Here is a 15235-nt window from a genome sequence, read left to right as displayed (position 1 = left end):
CAGGGGGATCGAGCGTCCCTGGATGGATGTGCGGGATCTGTGGACCGAGGCGCTGGCGGGGGTACTCGCCCGTCCGGTGCGCTCCGCCCTGACCACGCTGGGCACGGTTCTGGGCATCACCACCCTGGTCATCACCATCGGGGTCTCGGCCACGGCGGGCAATCAGATCGTCGGCCGGTTCGACGCCCTCACCGCCACCTCGGTCACGGTGGTGGTACCCCCGTCCCAGGACCCCGTCCCGCTCGTCGACTGGTCGGGTGTCGACGCGGTCCGGCGGCTGGCCGGGGTCGTTTCGGTGGCGGCACTCGCCGACTCCGATGACACCGCGAGCGTCCAGGTACGTGCGAACGACGTGGTGTCCCCCGGGGACGTCACCGGCCAGACCATGGCGGTTGTCGGCGCGTCCCCCACGCTGCCCGCCGCGGTACGCGGCCGGATGACCGCCGGGCGCTTCTTCGACGCCGGCAACATCGCCCGGCACGACCGGGTGGCGGTGCTCGGCGACCAGGCCGCACAACTCCTCGGCATCAGCTCGATACGGGACTCCCCCGCGGTCTTCCTGAAGGGCCAGGCCTACACCGTGATCGGGATTCTCGGCGAAGTCGAGCGGGAACAGCAGCTCTCCACCTCGGTGATCCTGCCGCCCACGACAGCCGAGGACCAACTGGACCTCGGAATGGTGACCCGGGTACTGATCAACACCGCGCTCGGCGCGGCGAAGCAGGTTGCCCACCAGGCACCGATCGCGCTGGCACCCGGAGCCGAGAACGCCCTCGCCGTCACAGCACCGCCCGACCCGGTCAGGGCACGCAAGGGAGTGCAGGGCGACGTCAACGGCCTGTTCCTGGTACTCGGACTGGTCTCGCTGGTGGTCGGAGCCATCGGTATCGCCAACGTGACGCTGGTGACGGTCATGGAAAGGATCGGGGAGATCGGGCTGCGCCGCGCCCTCGGCGCCTCGCGACGACAGATCGCCGGCCAGTTCCTGGTGGAGTCGACGACCATCGGACTCCTCGGCGGCATCATCGGCGCCGTCCTGGGCATGGTCGTCGTGGTGGCCGTCTCCGCCGTCAGGGACTGGACTCCGGTCCTGGACGTCCGTCTCGCTTTCGGAGCCCCGGTCGCCGGAGCCCTCGTCGGACTCCTGGCGGGTCTCTACCCGTCACTGCGGGCCTCCCGCATGGAACCCGTCGACGCCCTGCGCTCCTAGGCCCGGTCGTCGAACTCCCGTGGCCCCGCGGCGTACGAGCGCCTCCGGGGCGGAGGGCGCTTCCTGCAGGAGGGGGTGGCCGGCGAAGAACATCGACGTGACGTCGGCGCTCTCCACCACCGCCGCGGCACCGGTGATCCGACTCCACTCCTAATACCCGGTCAACCTCTACCCGTCTTCGGGCAAATGGAAGTAAACGGTTCCCGACCGCCAAGGGCCATGCTCGGTCATCTCCGACTCGATCACCACGTCCTGGATCTCAACGGGCCCCAACGCCTCAATGGAATCGGCCAGCCGCCGCAGGAGGGCCGGAACGCTGTCGCAGCCCGGGCCGGCGGGGTTGGCCTGCGAGAAATGACGCACGGCCCCATGCTGCGGAGTATCGATCATGGGCTGAGCGTAGTGCCTGCCGTCACCTGGTCAGCGAGCCGCAGTCTGGGCAACAAAGAACCCCCGGGTCCCTGACCTGGGGGTTTCACATGGAGCGGGTGACGAGAATCGAACTCGCGCTCTCAGCTTGGGAAGCTGGGCATTCTGAGGTACTGCGGCTCTGATCTGGGCGAACGGCGCGGCTGAGGCCTCGTCGGGAACGGAATGCAACTGAGTAGGCGTAATCATCTTGCACACCAGCCAAGACATACTTTCTCAAGCTCAGTACAAGCCGCACACGGTCGAGAGGTCGGCGTAGCGACTTTGGGCAGGCTGCTATGGGGCGAGTGGTCATGGCCCCGTAAGCTTCCGGCGCGCCGGGCAAGATTACTCAACGGCGTGCAGTGTCCGATGATCACGGGCCGGTTGTGTCAGTACCACGGATCTTCGTCCCCGGCGACGGACACCATGCCTCGGCGCGACCCAGGTCTCCTCCGCCCTCGGTGAGCCGCCCTCGCCGCGTCCGAACGTGACGACGGCGCCGTGCTGCGGCGGTCGCTGCCAGGAGCGAGCGGGTGCTGAGCGACAAAACCAGGTCGACGCAGATCAGTGCGGTACCCGATCATGCGTTCATGCCCCTGAGGGAGACGCTTGCCCGAGTCGATGCGGACCTGGCCGCCGGCCGGGTTCCCGTCGCGCGCCAGCGTTTGCGCGGTCTCGTTTCGTCCTTTCCTACGACCTGACGCTCCGCCGACGTCTGGCCGAGGTGTACCGGCTCTACGGCGACGCCGCCGAGGCTGGACGCTGGATGTACCTTGAAGAGGACCGCAGTGCCGACGAGACCGCCGCCTTCGAGGCGCGGTACGGGTCTCCCGGGTGGCGGATGAAGGCCCTCGCCTGGCGCGGCCCCGAGGCGATGGCTGCCACCGCTTGCGCGGAGGAGCAGCTGGTCGCGGTGCGGACCGCCTGCGCCGAGGAACTGGGCCTCGGGCCGGAAGTAAGGAACGGCCGCCATGCATCCCTTTTCTCGCGGCGTGTTCGAAGCGCGACCGCGCGGGGCCGCGCTCGCATCGGCGCGGCCCCGTGCTGTCAGCGGCCCCGTTTCCGGCCGCGTCCGCTGATCAGAGTCCTCCGGTGTACTCGAAGATGTAGAGCCCGTGGTCTCGGTCGGAGGCAGCGACGTACTCCTTGCCACCGGACTCGAAGACCTGGGCACCCCAGAAGTTGTTGCCGCCCGCGTCGATGTAGTGACCCACCTCGACGATCTCGTCGTCGACGATCTTGGCGACGCGCAGACCGGCCGCGTAGTACGAGAAGTAGAGCAGGTCGGCGCGCTTCTCGGAGACGGCCACCTCATGGATGGAGAGGTCGCCGGAACCCGACGCGTGGGCGGGATCGTGCGCCTCGGGAACGGCGTATGTGTCCAGCTCGGTGAGCTTGCCGCTCTCGTTGCGGTAGAGGTGCGCGTAGCCCCAGCCGTCGAAGTAGGACGAGAAGGTGAGCCGGTCGCCCTTGGTGCCGAGTGCCACCGGCAGCCGCGCGGGGCCCGTTCCGGCCAGACAGGCCGCGTCGTCGTAGGGCTGCCCGAAGATGGCGAAGCCCTGGCCGCGCGGTGCGACTCCGAAGGTCGGGATGTCGCCCTCGACACTCATCCCGAGCGTCTGGTCGCAGGCGTCCGTGCCAGTGCGGTTGAAGAGGAGCACCGCGTCGTAGCCGCCGGCCGTGATGACGTTCGCAACCTTCTCAGTGAAGGTGCACACGCCCCGTTCGACGACGGCGATGTCCACGGCGCTCGGGTCGCCGGCGGGGACCGCCGGGTCGCCGATGCAGGCGCCTCCCACGAAGACGGAGTCGCCGGTGATGGTCTGGCCTTCTTCCAGGCGCGTGGTGTTGCTGCCCTGGCTCGCCGTCAGCTCGGTGCCGTCGGTGAGGTTGCGGGCAGTGAGAGCGTATGGACCGAAGTCCTCGTCGGCCCCGATGACGTAACGGTTGTCGAGGGTGAACTCGGCCTGGTGGGCGTTGCCTTCGGGCGCGACCTCGAATCCGCTCTCCAGCGCCTCGGGGTCGAGTGCGGCGAAGTCGGTGTCGCCGAGGTAGCTGGCCTTCGTCGGGTCGGTCACGTCGAGGGTGACGTAGCCGCCGTCCCAGTAGGAGGCGAGCATGATCTGCCGGCCGCCGATCTCCTTGACGACCATGTCGTGCAGGAAGATCTCGCTGAGGTTGGCGGGGGCGTCCTGGACGATCTGCGGGAATGCCTCGTCGAGGTCGTACTCGGCGACGACCTTGGCCTTCTTGGGATTTGTGATGTCGACGATGTCGACGTCCGGGCCCTCTTCGTTGTCGACGATGACGGCGTACGCCTTGCTGCCCGCGTCCCAGGCGTAGACGCTGTGGATCTCGTTGGCGTCCTTCTTGCCCTGCCCCATGACCGTGTGGTCGCCGACGCCCTCGGCGAGCGGGGTCGGGTGGGCCGGGTCGCTGACGTCGTAGATGTTCATGCCGCCGAAGCCGGCGGTCTCCTTGCACTTCTCGTTGTTGCTGACCAGCACGTCCCCGTTGAAGTACGGGGTGTCGATGTGCAGGGTCTGGATGCCCTCGCCCGGTGCGCTGCCCTCCTTCGCCTGGATGAAGGCGACCTCCTTGGGCGCGGCGGGCTTGCGGATGTCCACCACATGAACGCCGTTGTACTTGCAGGTGGCGCCGCCCCAGGCGGCGAGGTAGGCGTACCCCTTGAAGACGCCGACGTCGGCGATCTTCTCCGGCTCGACGTTCTTCAGGCCGAGTTTGCTGACGAGGCGGACGTTCTCGCTGCCGGCGGGGAGGTGGCCCTCGTCACCACCGTGCTGGTGGCTGTGGTGATCGTGAGTGGCTTTGGCGTTGTCGATACCGCCGTCGTCGGCGGAGACACCGTCATGTGCTCGGGCGGCACCGGCGAAGGCGCCGGAGATGAGGCTCACTGCGGCGAGACAGCTTGCGGCGCGCACGCGGAGCCCTGCTCTGCCCATGGCTCTTCCCATGGCTCTCCTTGGTCTGAGAGTGAAGAGGGCACGGGGGGCAGCGAGGGGAATTTACTCTTTGCGTGGCCTGTGAGAGAAGGGTTGCGGAGCCGCCTTAACGTGATCGTATTCATCGTCAGTTTCGGATGGGGTGTCAGTTCTCGTAGCGGTCCGGGAACTTCTGCTCGGGCGGACCGTGTCGGGCGGGCCCACCGGCGTGACTGCTGCCGGGTTCGACTACCCCCACGCTGCGGGCAGGGAGTTGTCCAAAGGGGGGCGGTAGGGGGGCGGTACGCGGGTGCTGTCGCGGGCGAAGCCCTCGGGAACTTTTGGTTCCCACACCTCAGCGGAGCTGCTGAGGGGTCCTTGCACTATGAGCGTCCGATGAGGTCGCGTGGTCTGGTGCCGTGCATCGCAAGGCGCCGGAGAGCCCTGGATGGGGGTGCCCCCTGCTCGAGCGGAGCCGAGAGCTTGGGGGAGGAGCTACCTGGGCTTTTCGGCAACGCGGCGATGGGGGTGCCCCCTGCTCGAGCGCAGCCGAGAGCTTGGAGGAGCGGTGCCAGGCCGCGCGACCCGGGCGGGCATAGTGCAAGGACCCCTTAGGGCCTGTCTCGGCCGACGTCAAGCATCACCCGACGTCAACCCGTCAACTGAGACTCGACACTTCGGCTGGGCCTTGTTGTCCGGTCCCGGGAGATGCTTGAGACTTCGGAGCCAGTGATGGTTGAGGGTGACCATGATCGGCCGTCGCGATCCCCACTTCAGTGTTGGTTCGTCGCCGCGGGCGAGGATGTCTCCGCCGACGTCCAAGAGGGCGATCGACGTCGGGGACAAGTGGCTGACGCGTTCTTCGAGTTGGCGTGTGATGCCTTCGGGCGCGGACGGCCGCCCTGGAGGTACGGCCGTGATCAGCCTGGCGACCGCAAGGGAACGGTGGACCTCCTTCCTGGGGGTCCTTCGTGGCCGTGGCGCTGGGCGTCGCGGTGGTGACCATGAGCGCGCTGGTCCTGCTGTCGGACGGCACGAGGGTGCCGGAACGACTGGCGGGGGCGCCGGTACTGGTGCAGAGCCCGGCGGGACGCGGACGGAGAGTGTTCGCACAGAACCCGCCGTGGGCACCGGAGCGCGCTGAGGAGCTACGGCGGAAGCTCGCCGAACTGCCGGGCGGGGCCACGGCGGTGGCGGACCGGCCCTTCTACGCGCAGGCGGCGGGCAGCGACCAGCGCGAGGGGGAGCAGCAGGGCCACCCCTGGTCGACGGCCGTGCTTGCCACGTACGGCCTTAACGCGGGCGGGCAAGCTCGAGCAGCCATGGAAGATCAATGGTCAGGGCCACTTCCCCTGCCTCCACAGCCTGGCCCGGCGGCCCGCCGGTCCCGGCCGACCCCGCCGTCGCGTTGACTTCCCTGTCGGACCCGTCAGGAGGGGCAGACCGTTCCGGCCGGTCAGGGTCCGGGCGACTCGGCGATGCGACGGTACTCGGCCTCGGCCGCCGCAGACAGACCGTGGGCACCACGTGTCGCGGACAGTGACTGAGCCTGTTCCAGCTGAGCCAGGGCATCGATCCTGCGCTCGGGCGACGCGGCCAGCGCAACACCGGCCTTCACCCGCGCGATTGCCTCGTAGAGCGGCATACGACAGGCACCGAACGCCTCGGCGGCATCCAGTGCGGACCGCGCCGCAACCGCCGTGTCCCGCCGGTCGAGATGGATCTCGGCGCGGGAGAGCGCGACGAAGGCCTGCTGGTGTCGTGGTCCTTCAGGACTCACCGCGGCCGCGGCTCGCTCTGCCCAGGAGTCGGCGGCGGCGCGGTCGCCCCTGGCCAGTTCGGCACCGGACAGCAGCGCGAACCACAGATTGCGCGTCGGGGCCTCGAACCTGAGCAGGTCAGGACCGCCGCCCGCCCGGGTGACGGTGCGGATGCAGCCGTCCGGATCACCGTTGAAGAGCATGACCTGACCGAGAATGCCGAGCGCGACCGACCTGACCGGTGCCGGCTCGGCATCGTCGGTCGCGCGCAGGGCGACGACCAGCTTCTCGAGGATGGCATGGGCGGTGGCGTAGTCCCCTTGCCACATGCGCGTCGCGGCGAGCACCGCGGAGGCGAAGGAGGATGCCTCGGCGCTGCCGACGAACGATGCGGCTTCCAGTGCCTCCTCAGCGCATCTGCTCGCGTCGTCGAGGTGTCCGAGGAGCAGATGAACGTGCGCGGAGGCGGCGAACAGGTCACTGAGCAACAGGCTGTTGCCTGTACGGCGGGACAACTCGAGTCCCTGGTCGAGATGGTGCAGGGCCGAGTCGTAGCGGGCGTGCAGCAGCTCCGTCCAGCCGATCACGGAGAGGGCGTCGATGTACTCCGGCTGGTCACCCTGCGCCGCACCGAGTGTCTTGAGCAGGTGAGCCAGGTGGACTCGGGAGCGGGCCTGGTCGCCGTTCGAAGCGTACGCAAGCGCCAGCAGTCCTCGGGCCAGGGCGAGCCGTGGCGGATCGTCCGCCTTCTCGGCGAAGACGAGTGCCCGTTCGCTCCAGCGGACGGCTGTGGGGAACTCATCCGTGCGCTGTGCGATGGCGGCAAGCGCCATCTGCAACTCCGCTGTGTCGTGCGCCGACCGGCCGCCCCGGTCCTCCAACTCCCGGAGCAGCGAGCGCATCGCCTGCTCGCAGTCGCCGAGCATCCACTCCATCGTGGCTTGGGCGAGGACGACGCGGACCCGGATGTCCCCGGCCTGAGCAGGCAACAGCGAAGCCGTGGCACGCAGCAGGTCGCGGCTTTCCCGCAACCGTCCGGCCGCGCCGAGCGCGCCGGCCCTCTGCAACCACAGTTCCGGCTTGAGGCCGGCCTCGTCACCCAGCAGCCGTAGGGCCTCCCCTGTCCAGTGCGCGGCGGTGGCCGGAGCGATGGTCAGCACGTCCCGGGCGGCCCGCGCGAGCAGATGCGCGGCCTTCTCGTCACCCGGAAGCGCCGATCGTTGGACGTGCGAGGCCTGCGTGGCCAACGAGGCCCCCTGCGCCGCGAGGCACTCAGCGGCGCGGCCGTGCGCGCTGATCAGCCAGCCGGCGCCCGCTCCTTCGTAAACGGCGGCTCGCAGCAGCGGATGGCGGAACCTGAACTGGCCCGGGGCTCCCATGGGCCGCACCACGTCGTGTGCGGTGAGTTCGTCAAGGGCTGCGAGGGCACGCACGTGATCGCTTCCGGCGACGGCCGCGACCATCGTCACCGCGAAGGAGTCGCCGAGGACCGCAGCCACACGTGCGCAGAGCCGCGCCGGATCCGACAGGCCCTGTAATTCCGCCAGGAGTGAGTCCCGCACCGGTCGGGGCACATCGATCACGGAGGCTGTCGGATCCAGAGGGACGGCCGGAGCGAGCCGTTCGGAGGGCATCCGGGTCAGCGCCTCCAGGTAGAACGGATTGCCGCCGCTGACCTCGTACAGCTGCCGCCAGCGCCCCGGCCCCATGTCGCCCGCGAACAGTCCCGCCGCGTCCGTTGACGACAGCGGCCCCAGGTCCGCCTGGGACATCCGGCCGGCCGCCCCGGCCCAGGCCAGAGCCGCGGACAGGCGAGGCGGGATCTGCCGCGGACGGTGGGCGAGCGCGAGCAGCACCGGCGCCTTCGGCGGATGCCGTATCAGGTGGTCGACCAACTCGGCGGTCGCGTCGTCCGCCCAGTGCAGATCGTCCAGAGTGAGCACCAGTCCCTGACCACCACCGGCCATGGCTTCCAGCAACGACCGCACGGCCCGATGGAGCCAGTACCGCTCAGCCCGCGCCGGCTGCGCTGCCAGACGGTCGTTCCACAGTGCGGGGAAGACAGCACCGAGTTGTCGCACCGCCGCCGTCGGCAAGACGTCCACAGGGCCTCCGTCCGGGATCACGGAAGCGAGGTGGTCGTCCAGCGCGTCCACGAAGGCCCCGTATGGGGTCTGGTCGAACTGCGTGCTGCGCCCGGCCAGCACGAGCAGTCCGCGCTTCCTCGCCTGCTCGCCCAACTCGGCGAGCAGACGTGTCTTGCCGATGCCCGGTTCACCGGCGAGCTCCACCACCGGCGCCCGGGTGCCGGACCCACCGGTGGTCAGGTCCCCGAGAAGACGGTCGAACATCGCCACCTCTTCGGCACGTCCCACGAGCCGGTCACCGCGACGGCCGGGCGCCTCCGGACGCGTCGCAACGGTGGCTGACGCCGCTGTGTGGCGCGTGCCCACCACGCCCTCGCGCCGGTCGGCCCGGCTGGGTGCGGTGTCCTCGCCGCGGAGGATCGCCTGGTGGAGTCGCCGCACCTCGGGCCCCGGGTCGGTACCGAGTTCCTCGGCCAGCCGCTCCCGTAACGCGGCGAAACAGGCAAGAGCTTCCGGACCGCGTCCACCGATGTGCAGCGCCCTCATCAACGCTGCGGCGAGCGGCTCGACCAGCGGGTGTTCGGCGATCAGGTCAGGCAGCCGACCGACCACCGCCGCATGGTTGCCCGCCTCCAGCTCGCAGTCCGCCCAGGCGACCAGCGCGGCGATGTACTCCTGCTTCCAGCTCTCCCGGGTCCGGGCCACCCAGGGCCCGGGGAGCCCGCCCATGGGTTCTCCCCGCCACAACGCGCATGCCTGACGCAGCACCCGTGCGCGTTCCCCCTGGGTGCGGGCAGATCCGCGGGCCTTCTCGACCAGCTGCCGGAAGCGGTGCAAGTCCACCTGGTCCGGGGCGGCGGTGAGCAGGTATCCGTCGGCGCGGCGCAGGACTGTCGGTGGCGCCGTGAGGTCGTCGTCCTCAGGAACCGGGGCGCCCGGCCTTGCCTCCAGGAGCCGACGGATCCGGGCGATGTGCGCATAGAGCGAGGCCCGGGCCTCGGCGGGCGGATGCTCACCCCACAGCCGGTCCATCAGCGTGTCGACCGGGACCGGCCGGCCCGCCTCTGCCAGCAGGGAGGCAAGCACGGCTCGCCGCTGCGGCGGGCCCGGTTCCACGATCCGGCCGGCCACCCGCAGCTCCAACGGGCCCAGCAGTCGAAAATCCGTCACGCCAACCTGTCTGATCGGTGCCCCACCACCTTGGGTGCGCGTCCATCACAGCAGGCACACGCGAGGCCGACAAGGTCTCGACAAGATCCTTACCAGGTCGGGGCACCACCATCGACGCATCCACCGCCGAGCGGCCGAGCGGGCCGGCACCCCTGGCCGAAGAACAGGTCCGGAGGCCGGCGACGGGGGGCGAGGTCGCCCGGCGGTGTCGGTAGCAGGACCGCTCGGCCCGAGCCGGACGCACGCATCCACGCGCGTCCCGTGCAAAGGCGGAGGGCTACCGGATCAGAGAGCTGCCGGATCCGAGGCCGGGGAGAGACACCTGCAGATCGCCGCGCATCGTCATGGTGACGAGCCGGCGTATCCGCAGGCTCGCGGAAAGCGAGCGGTGGGCCCGTAGGAAGCATGCGCCCCTGGGGGCGCCGCAGTCAGGGGGATACCAGTATGAAGCGAGCGCTCACTGCCGCCTGCGTCTCCGCGTTGATCGTCGCCGTCACCGCGGTCGGCTGCACCGCGAGCCACCGGCCCGAGTCCGCCCCTCACGCTCCGAAGGGCACCACAGCCCAGAGTTCCAAGACCCAAGGCCGGGAGCTGACCGACGCCGAAAAGATTCTCGTCCAGCGGGCCGAGGTGCTGCTCGTGAAGCAGTGCATGGAGGGCAAGGGCTTCAAGTACTGGGTGGGTTGGCTGCCGACCGTCGACGACCTCAAGGGCGAGGGATATGTGCTCACCGATGTCGGCTGGGCGAGGAAACACGGTTACGGCAGCCGGCTCAGGGCCAAGCTCCAGAACGTCCAACGCGACGATCCGAACAACGCGTACGCCAACGCACTCCCGCAAAGAGAGCGCGTCCGCTATAACGCGGCGCTCGAAGGGGGTCCCTCCAGCGGCATGCTGACCGCCGAACTTCCCGCCGGCGGCACCGTCCAGACCCCTCGCGACAGTTGCCAGGCCGACGCCAAGAACCGGCTCTACGGCGACTTCGCGACCTGGTTCCGCATCGAGAAGACCGCAACGAACCTGTCTTCCCTGTACGTGCCTTACCTCGTCCGGGACAAACGCTTCACCAGTGGTTACGACGTGGACAACGAGATCAGCTCCCACCGCTGGGTGACGGAAGCCTCGTGCCACGGCCAGTTCCTGGATTCCTGACCCGTCCTGAAACGCGCACGGCTGAGCCGCACGCTCACTCCGTGGCCCGCCGTCTCCCGGGGGGCCACGGCCGGCTCCGCCGTCCGTATCCCGTATTCATCCCCGGCGGTGGTCCGCCCCCGCAGGTCACAGACGAGTGACTGTCCCGGCGTCCCCATCGGGGAGCAGGGGATCCAGCGTGGAACGACCGCTGCCAGCATGCTCCGCGCCGGGGCTTCCGGCGATTCACAAGAGGGGGAACACCAGATGGGACGAAGGACGCTTCTGCGGGGCCTGACCCTCGCCGTGGCAGCGCTCCTGCCCCTGTACGGGCCCACGGCGGTGCAGGCGGCGGAGTCCGCAGCCACCGCGGTCGCGGTCTGTGGGCACACGAGCGCACAGCCAACGCTGCAGCGGGGATCGACGGGTGCCTCGGCGGTCGAGGCGCAGTGCGAGCTCAATCTGGCGACGAAGCCGAGCCGGTACACGCCGATCGCGACGGACGGATCGTTCGGGCCGACGACGGAGAGCCGGGTCAAGGAGTTCCAGCGGTGCGCCGGGCTGGGCGTGGACGGTGTGCTCGGTCCGCAGACCTGGGCGGCGCTGAACACCTGGGCCGCACAACCGCGCGCCTGTGCAGACCAGGGCGTTCCGAGCACGGCGCAGACGACCGTGTGCGGCCACACCGACGCGCGCCCGACGCTCCGACGGGGTGCGAAGGGCAGTGAGGTCAAGGAGACGCAGTGCCGTCTGAACCTGGCCATGGAGCCGTTCCACTACCCGCCGCTGGCGATCGACGGCGACTTCGGGGGCGGGACCGAGGCCCGGGTCATCGAGTTCCAGCACTGCGCCAACCTCAGTGCCGACGGCGTCGTGGGCCCGAATACCTGGGCCAAACTGGCGGACTGGGCCGGCCGCAACACGTACTGCACGCCACCGCGCCCCGCCGGCTACCCGATCGACGGCCTGGACACGGCCAAGTACCAGCACCCCGGTGGCCCGCCCATCGACTGGAAGGCCGTCCGGGCCTCGGGTGTCGAGTTCGCGACGGTCAAGGCGACCCGGGGGCTGAACGTCACCGACGAATACCTCGCCACCGACCTCGAGGCGGCCAGGGCCGCGGGGCTGGCCGTCGCGCCCTACCACTTCTACACGGGCACGTCGCCCGACACGGGTGCCGCGCAGGCCGACCGGTTCATCGCCGCCGTGCGGGCGACCGGCTACACCGGCCGGCGTGCGGGTGACCTCCCGCCGATCTTCGACCTGGAACGCATGGACGACGGCAGCGGACGGTGTCCCACCTACGGCACGGTGGACGACGCCAAGGCCTGGCTCGACCGGGTGGAGGCGGCCTTCGGCCGCACCCCGATCATCTACACCCAGAAGTCCTTCCTGGACGACTGCCTGGGTTCGACCACCGCCTTCGCCCGGTATCCGCTGCAACTCGCGGACTACCGCCAGTCGATCACCCAGCCGCCGCTGCCGAACGGCTCGACGACCTGGGCGATGTGGCAGTACACCGACGCCGCGCTTTTCCCGGGCATCCAGGCACCGGCGACCGCTGACGTGTTCAACGGCACCCAGGCCGATCTGGACCGTCTGGCCAACCGCTGATCACGGCCGGACCGAGGAGCAGAACGTCACGTCCCGGATCGCCTACCGCCCTCTTGCCGCACCACCGTTCCCCGAAAGGACGACGATGACTTCCTCCTTCCGTCCCATCGACCGCCGCGCCATGCTGCGTGGCACGCTGGCCGCCGGCGTCGGCGCCACGTTCGGTCAGCTGCTGTTCTCGGGCGTCGCACAGGCCTATGCGTGGTCGCGCACCCTGAAACAGGGCGACCGCGGCGCCGATGTGACCGAGTTGCAGATCAGGGTCGCGGGCTGGGCGGCGGACAGTGCCGCCCACAGCCGGGTCAGCATCGACGGGGACTTCGGCCCCGGCACGGCGGCGGCCGTCCGCCGGTTCCAGACGGCGTACGGTCTCACCGCCGACGCCATCGTAGGACCCAACACCCAGGCGAAGCTCAACGCGCTGGAGCAGTCGGACGGCTCCACGACCCACTTCAACTGGAGCGAGTTCGTGGACCAGGCGAGTGGAACGTTCAACGGCGGCAGGCTGAGCGCGTCGCAGACGAAGGAGAACGTCCGCCGCTGCATGTACAAGCTGGAGGCGCTGCGCAAGAAGCTGGGCGACAAGCCCATCACGGTCACCTCCGGCTTCCGCAGCATCGCGCACAACGCCGACATCGGCGGGGCCAGCGACAGTATGCACCTGTACGGCACCGCGGCCGACCTCGACGTGCCCGGCGTGTCCAACAAGACGGTCTACCAGAAGGCGGAGACCTGCGGGTTCTCCGGACTGGAGAGGTACACCGTGGACCACCAGCACGTCGACAGCAGGGCTGACCTCGGCCGCGACTGGTGGTGGGAGAGCGGCACGATCTGACGCCGCTTTCGGGTGATCGGCCCGGTCGGCCGGATGGGCTGACCGGGCCGCTCGGCGTGCCGGCCCACCGCTGGAGTTCAGGTCTTGCTCTGAAGCGGCGGGCCTGAGGATTGTGTGCCGTCCCGTCGGGTGACCCTGCCGGCAGGGGTGTTCCCGCGGCGGAGGGGGCCGGCATGCGGATGGTGATACGGCGCCACACGGCGGCGACGGAAGCACGGGCCCTGGCGCATCTCCTGCGCGTGAACCCTCCTGGCCGCTTCGGACAACAGGGAGTGGAATGCACTCCACTCCTACTGCACGAAGAAGCGAGGGCCTCGTGGGGGATCCACCCGCCGACGACGCGCTGGTCATCCAGGAATCCCTGGAGCGGCCGGAGATATTCGCCAGGCTTTACGACAGACACGCCGCCGAGATCCACCGGTATGTGATGCGCCGGCTGGGCGACAGTCACGCCGACGACATCACGGCGCAGACCTTCCTCATCGCCTTCCGCAACCGCGCCCGCTACGACGTCGCGCGCGCCAGTGCCCGGCCGTGGCTCTACGGCATCGCCAGCAACCTCATCGGCAGCCACCGCCGCTCCGAAGTGCGGGCGCTGCGGGCGCTGGCCCGTACCGGCGTCGACCCGGTGGCCGAGTCCTGGTCGGAACGGGCCGACGAGCGGGTGACGGCCGAGGCCTCGCAGCAGGCGCTGGCCGGGGCGATCGCGGCCTTGCCCGGGAAGGACCGGCATGTGCTGCTGCTGGTCGCCTGGGCGGACTTCACCTACCAGGAGTGTGCCGACGCCCTCGGGGTGCCGGTCGGCACGGTCCGCTCCCGGCTGAGCCGGGCGCGGCGCAAGATGCGTACGGCGCTCGGCGCCGACCCCACCCTCGTAAGCGACCACAACGGGGCGGTAACCCATGGATGACATGACCAAGATGCACGAGTTGCGCGCCGATGCGCCGACGCCGGACCGGGTGCGGCTGGTTCCCGGCCGCCAAAAGCTGCTGGGAGCAGCGCAGCAGGGCTCTGCCCGCAGGGTGCGGCTGGACTGGCGCGTGACGGCTGCGGGGGTCGCCGCGACGGTGATCACCATCGCGGTGCTGGTGACCATGCTCGTCGGTGGCGATGGACCCGAGCGCGGCGTGCAGCCTGCCAGCCCGGACCTGACGTCCGCGACGGCACTCCTGGAGCAGGCGGCGGAAGTGGTGTCGCAGCAGCCGGATCTGCATCCGCGCGACGGCCAGTGGGTCTACCTGAAGACCGCGCAGTGCCAATACGGAGCGTCGGACGCGGCGCCCGATGCCAAGCCCGAGGTGAGCGAGGAGTGGGTCCAGTACGACAGCCCCGTGAGGGAGGACGATAAGGACGGCGACAACGAGCCCTCGCAGCGGCGGCTGTATCGCCTGCTCGCCTCACTGCCGGACGACCCCGCCGAGATCCGGAAGCAGGCGGCGGACATGTTCCCCATGGGCAAGGACACCGGCTTGACGGGTGAGCAGCGCGAGACCTTCGCGCTCCTGGCGACCCTCGACGAGGCCTATCCCGTGCCTCCGCAGGGAATGGCCAAGCTGTACCGGGCCCTGGCCGCGGACCCCGGGATCGAGGTGGTCCCGCACCTGGTGAAGGACCCCATGGGGCATGACGCCATCGCCATATACCCGGACCTGGGCAGCAAGGCCGTTCAGCGCCGGGAGTACCTCCTCGACCCCGACACCTTCCAGTACCAGGGGAACCAGTCGGTTGCGGTGCGCGACTACGAGGAGAAGTATGAGGACGGCTCGTCGGCTGGGCGCTCGCGCAAGAAGGGCGAGGTCACATTCTGCGAGATGAAGATGACCCAGTCCCTCGTCGACCGGGACGGCGAGAAGCCCTAAGGGCTCTCCGATAAATAATTCGTCGGCGAGCATCGCTCCTGAGCTGCGGTGTCAAGACCTGGAGCACGCAAGTTATTTCCCGGCAAGCCCTACTGAGTTTTTCGTTAGTTCTGTGGGGGCTGATGGTGGATGGTGAGGCCGGTGTTGGTGAGGAAGGACCACGGGAGTTGCTCGCTGGAGCAGACGCGTTGGATGCCTCGTTCGGCTGCGTCAGCG

The 15235-nt window shown here is 69.5% G+C and carries 10 protein-coding genes and 2 pseudogenes; 8 read left to right on the top strand and 4 right to left on the bottom strand.

What is annotated here, in order from left to right; genetic code table 11:
* The first annotated feature begins 22 nt into the window (after positions 1-22).
* Positions 23-1210 (top strand): ABC transporter permease, encoded by a 1188-nt coding sequence (locus EF387_RS29665; RefSeq protein WP_128379712.1) that lies wholly within the window; start codon positions 23-25, stop codon positions 1208-1210.
* Positions 1211-1378: 168 nt separating this feature from the next.
* On the opposite strand, the gene EF387_RS29660 is transcribed toward EF387_RS29665, so the two are convergent.
* Positions 1379-1600, bottom strand: coding sequence for a hypothetical protein (locus EF387_RS29660; protein ID WP_128379711.1), 222 nt, complete (start codon positions 1598-1600; stop codon positions 1379-1381).
* Between the two features lie 611 nt (positions 1601-2211).
* Between EF387_RS29660 and EF387_RS48655 the strand changes: the two are divergent.
* Positions 2212-2567, top strand: a pseudogene (locus tag EF387_RS48655) (DUF6584 family protein); the annotation flags it as partial.
* 133 nt (positions 2568-2700) lie between these two features.
* Here EF387_RS48655 and EF387_RS29650 read toward each other — a convergent pair.
* Positions 2701-4596: a PA domain-containing protein gene (locus tag EF387_RS29650; protein WP_128379710.1), complete on the bottom strand. Its 1896-nt coding sequence runs from the start codon at positions 4594-4596 to the stop codon at positions 2701-2703.
* A 738-nt stretch (positions 4597-5334) separates the two neighbouring features.
* Positions 5335-5448: pseudogene (locus tag EF387_RS29645) on the bottom strand (DUF1152 domain-containing protein); the annotation flags it as partial.
* Positions 5449-5534: 86 nt separating this feature from the next.
* On the opposite strand from EF387_RS29645, the gene EF387_RS47150 reads away from it, so the two are divergent.
* A complete protein-coding gene (locus tag EF387_RS47150; RefSeq protein ID WP_162467235.1) occupies positions 5535-5975 on the top strand; it encodes a hypothetical protein in 441 nt (146 codons plus the stop codon).
* Positions 5976-6019: 44 nt separating this feature from the next.
* Here the strand turns inward: EF387_RS47150 and EF387_RS29640 are convergent, their stop codons facing one another.
* A complete protein-coding gene (locus EF387_RS29640) occupies positions 6020-9580 on the bottom strand; it encodes an ATP-binding protein (protein ID WP_128379709.1) in 3561 nt (1186 codons plus the stop codon).
* 444 nt (positions 9581-10024) lie between these two features.
* Between EF387_RS29640 and EF387_RS29635 the strand changes: the two genes are divergently transcribed.
* The 5 genes from EF387_RS29635 to EF387_RS29615 all read left to right on the top strand — a co-directional run bounded on the left by EF387_RS29635 (position 10025) and on the right by EF387_RS29615 (position 15019).
* The gene (locus EF387_RS29635) at positions 10025-10732 is read left to right on the top strand and encodes a hypothetical protein (protein WP_202918405.1); all 708 of its coding nucleotides are present in this window, start codon (positions 10025-10027) and stop codon (positions 10730-10732) included.
* A 246-nt stretch (positions 10733-10978) separates the two neighbouring features.
* Positions 10979-12325, top strand: coding sequence for a GH25 family lysozyme (locus tag EF387_RS29630; protein ID WP_128379708.1), 1347 nt, complete (start codon positions 10979-10981; stop codon positions 12323-12325).
* An 85-nt stretch (positions 12326-12410) separates the two neighbouring features.
* A complete protein-coding gene (locus tag EF387_RS49480; RefSeq protein WP_162467236.1) occupies positions 12411-13160 on the top strand; it encodes a D-Ala-D-Ala carboxypeptidase family metallohydrolase in 750 nt (249 codons plus the stop codon).
* A 277-nt stretch (positions 13161-13437) separates the two neighbouring features.
* A complete protein-coding gene (locus EF387_RS29620) occupies positions 13438-14070 on the top strand; it encodes an RNA polymerase sigma factor (protein ID WP_202918404.1) in 633 nt (210 codons plus the stop codon).
* Position 14071: 1 nt separating this feature from the next.
* Positions 14072-15019, top strand: coding sequence for a CU044_5270 family protein (locus tag EF387_RS29615; protein WP_238431773.1), 948 nt, complete (start codon positions 14072-14074; stop codon positions 15017-15019).
* Positions 15020-15235: the final 216 nt, after the last annotated feature.

The sequence above is a fragment of the Streptomyces cavernae genome, assembly GCF_004023625.1.
Lineage (GTDB): Bacteria > Actinomycetota > Actinomycetes > Streptomycetales > Streptomycetaceae > Streptomyces > Streptomyces cavernae.
The sequence above is the reverse complement of the archived record's forward strand: the minus strand, read 5'-3'. Positions and strand labels throughout refer to the sequence as shown.

Coding starts and splice junctions, on each gene's coding strand:
- EF387_RS29665 (WP_128379712.1), top strand. CDS start 23: ATGGATGTGCGGGATCTGTGGACCGAGGCGCTGGCGGGGGTACTCGCC.
- EF387_RS29660 (WP_128379711.1), bottom strand. CDS start 1,600: ATGATCGATACTCCGCAGCATGGGGCCGTGCGTCATTTCTCGCAGGCC.
- EF387_RS29650 (WP_128379710.1), bottom strand. CDS start 4,596: ATGGGAAGAGCCATGGGCAGAGCAGGGCTCCGCGTGCGCGCCGCAAGC.
- EF387_RS29635 (WP_202918405.1), top strand. CDS start 10,025: ATGAAGCGAGCGCTCACTGCCGCCTGCGTCTCCGCGTTGATCGTCGCC.
- EF387_RS29630 (WP_128379708.1), top strand. CDS start 10,979: ATGGGACGAAGGACGCTTCTGCGGGGCCTGACCCTCGCCGTGGCAGCG.
- EF387_RS49480 (WP_162467236.1), top strand. CDS start 12,411: ATGACTTCCTCCTTCCGTCCCATCGACCGCCGCGCCATGCTGCGTGGC.
- EF387_RS29620 (WP_202918404.1), top strand. CDS start 13,438: ATGCACTCCACTCCTACTGCACGAAGAAGCGAGGGCCTCGTGGGGGAT.
- EF387_RS29615 (WP_238431773.1), top strand. CDS start 14,072: ATGACCAAGATGCACGAGTTGCGCGCCGATGCGCCGACGCCGGACCGG.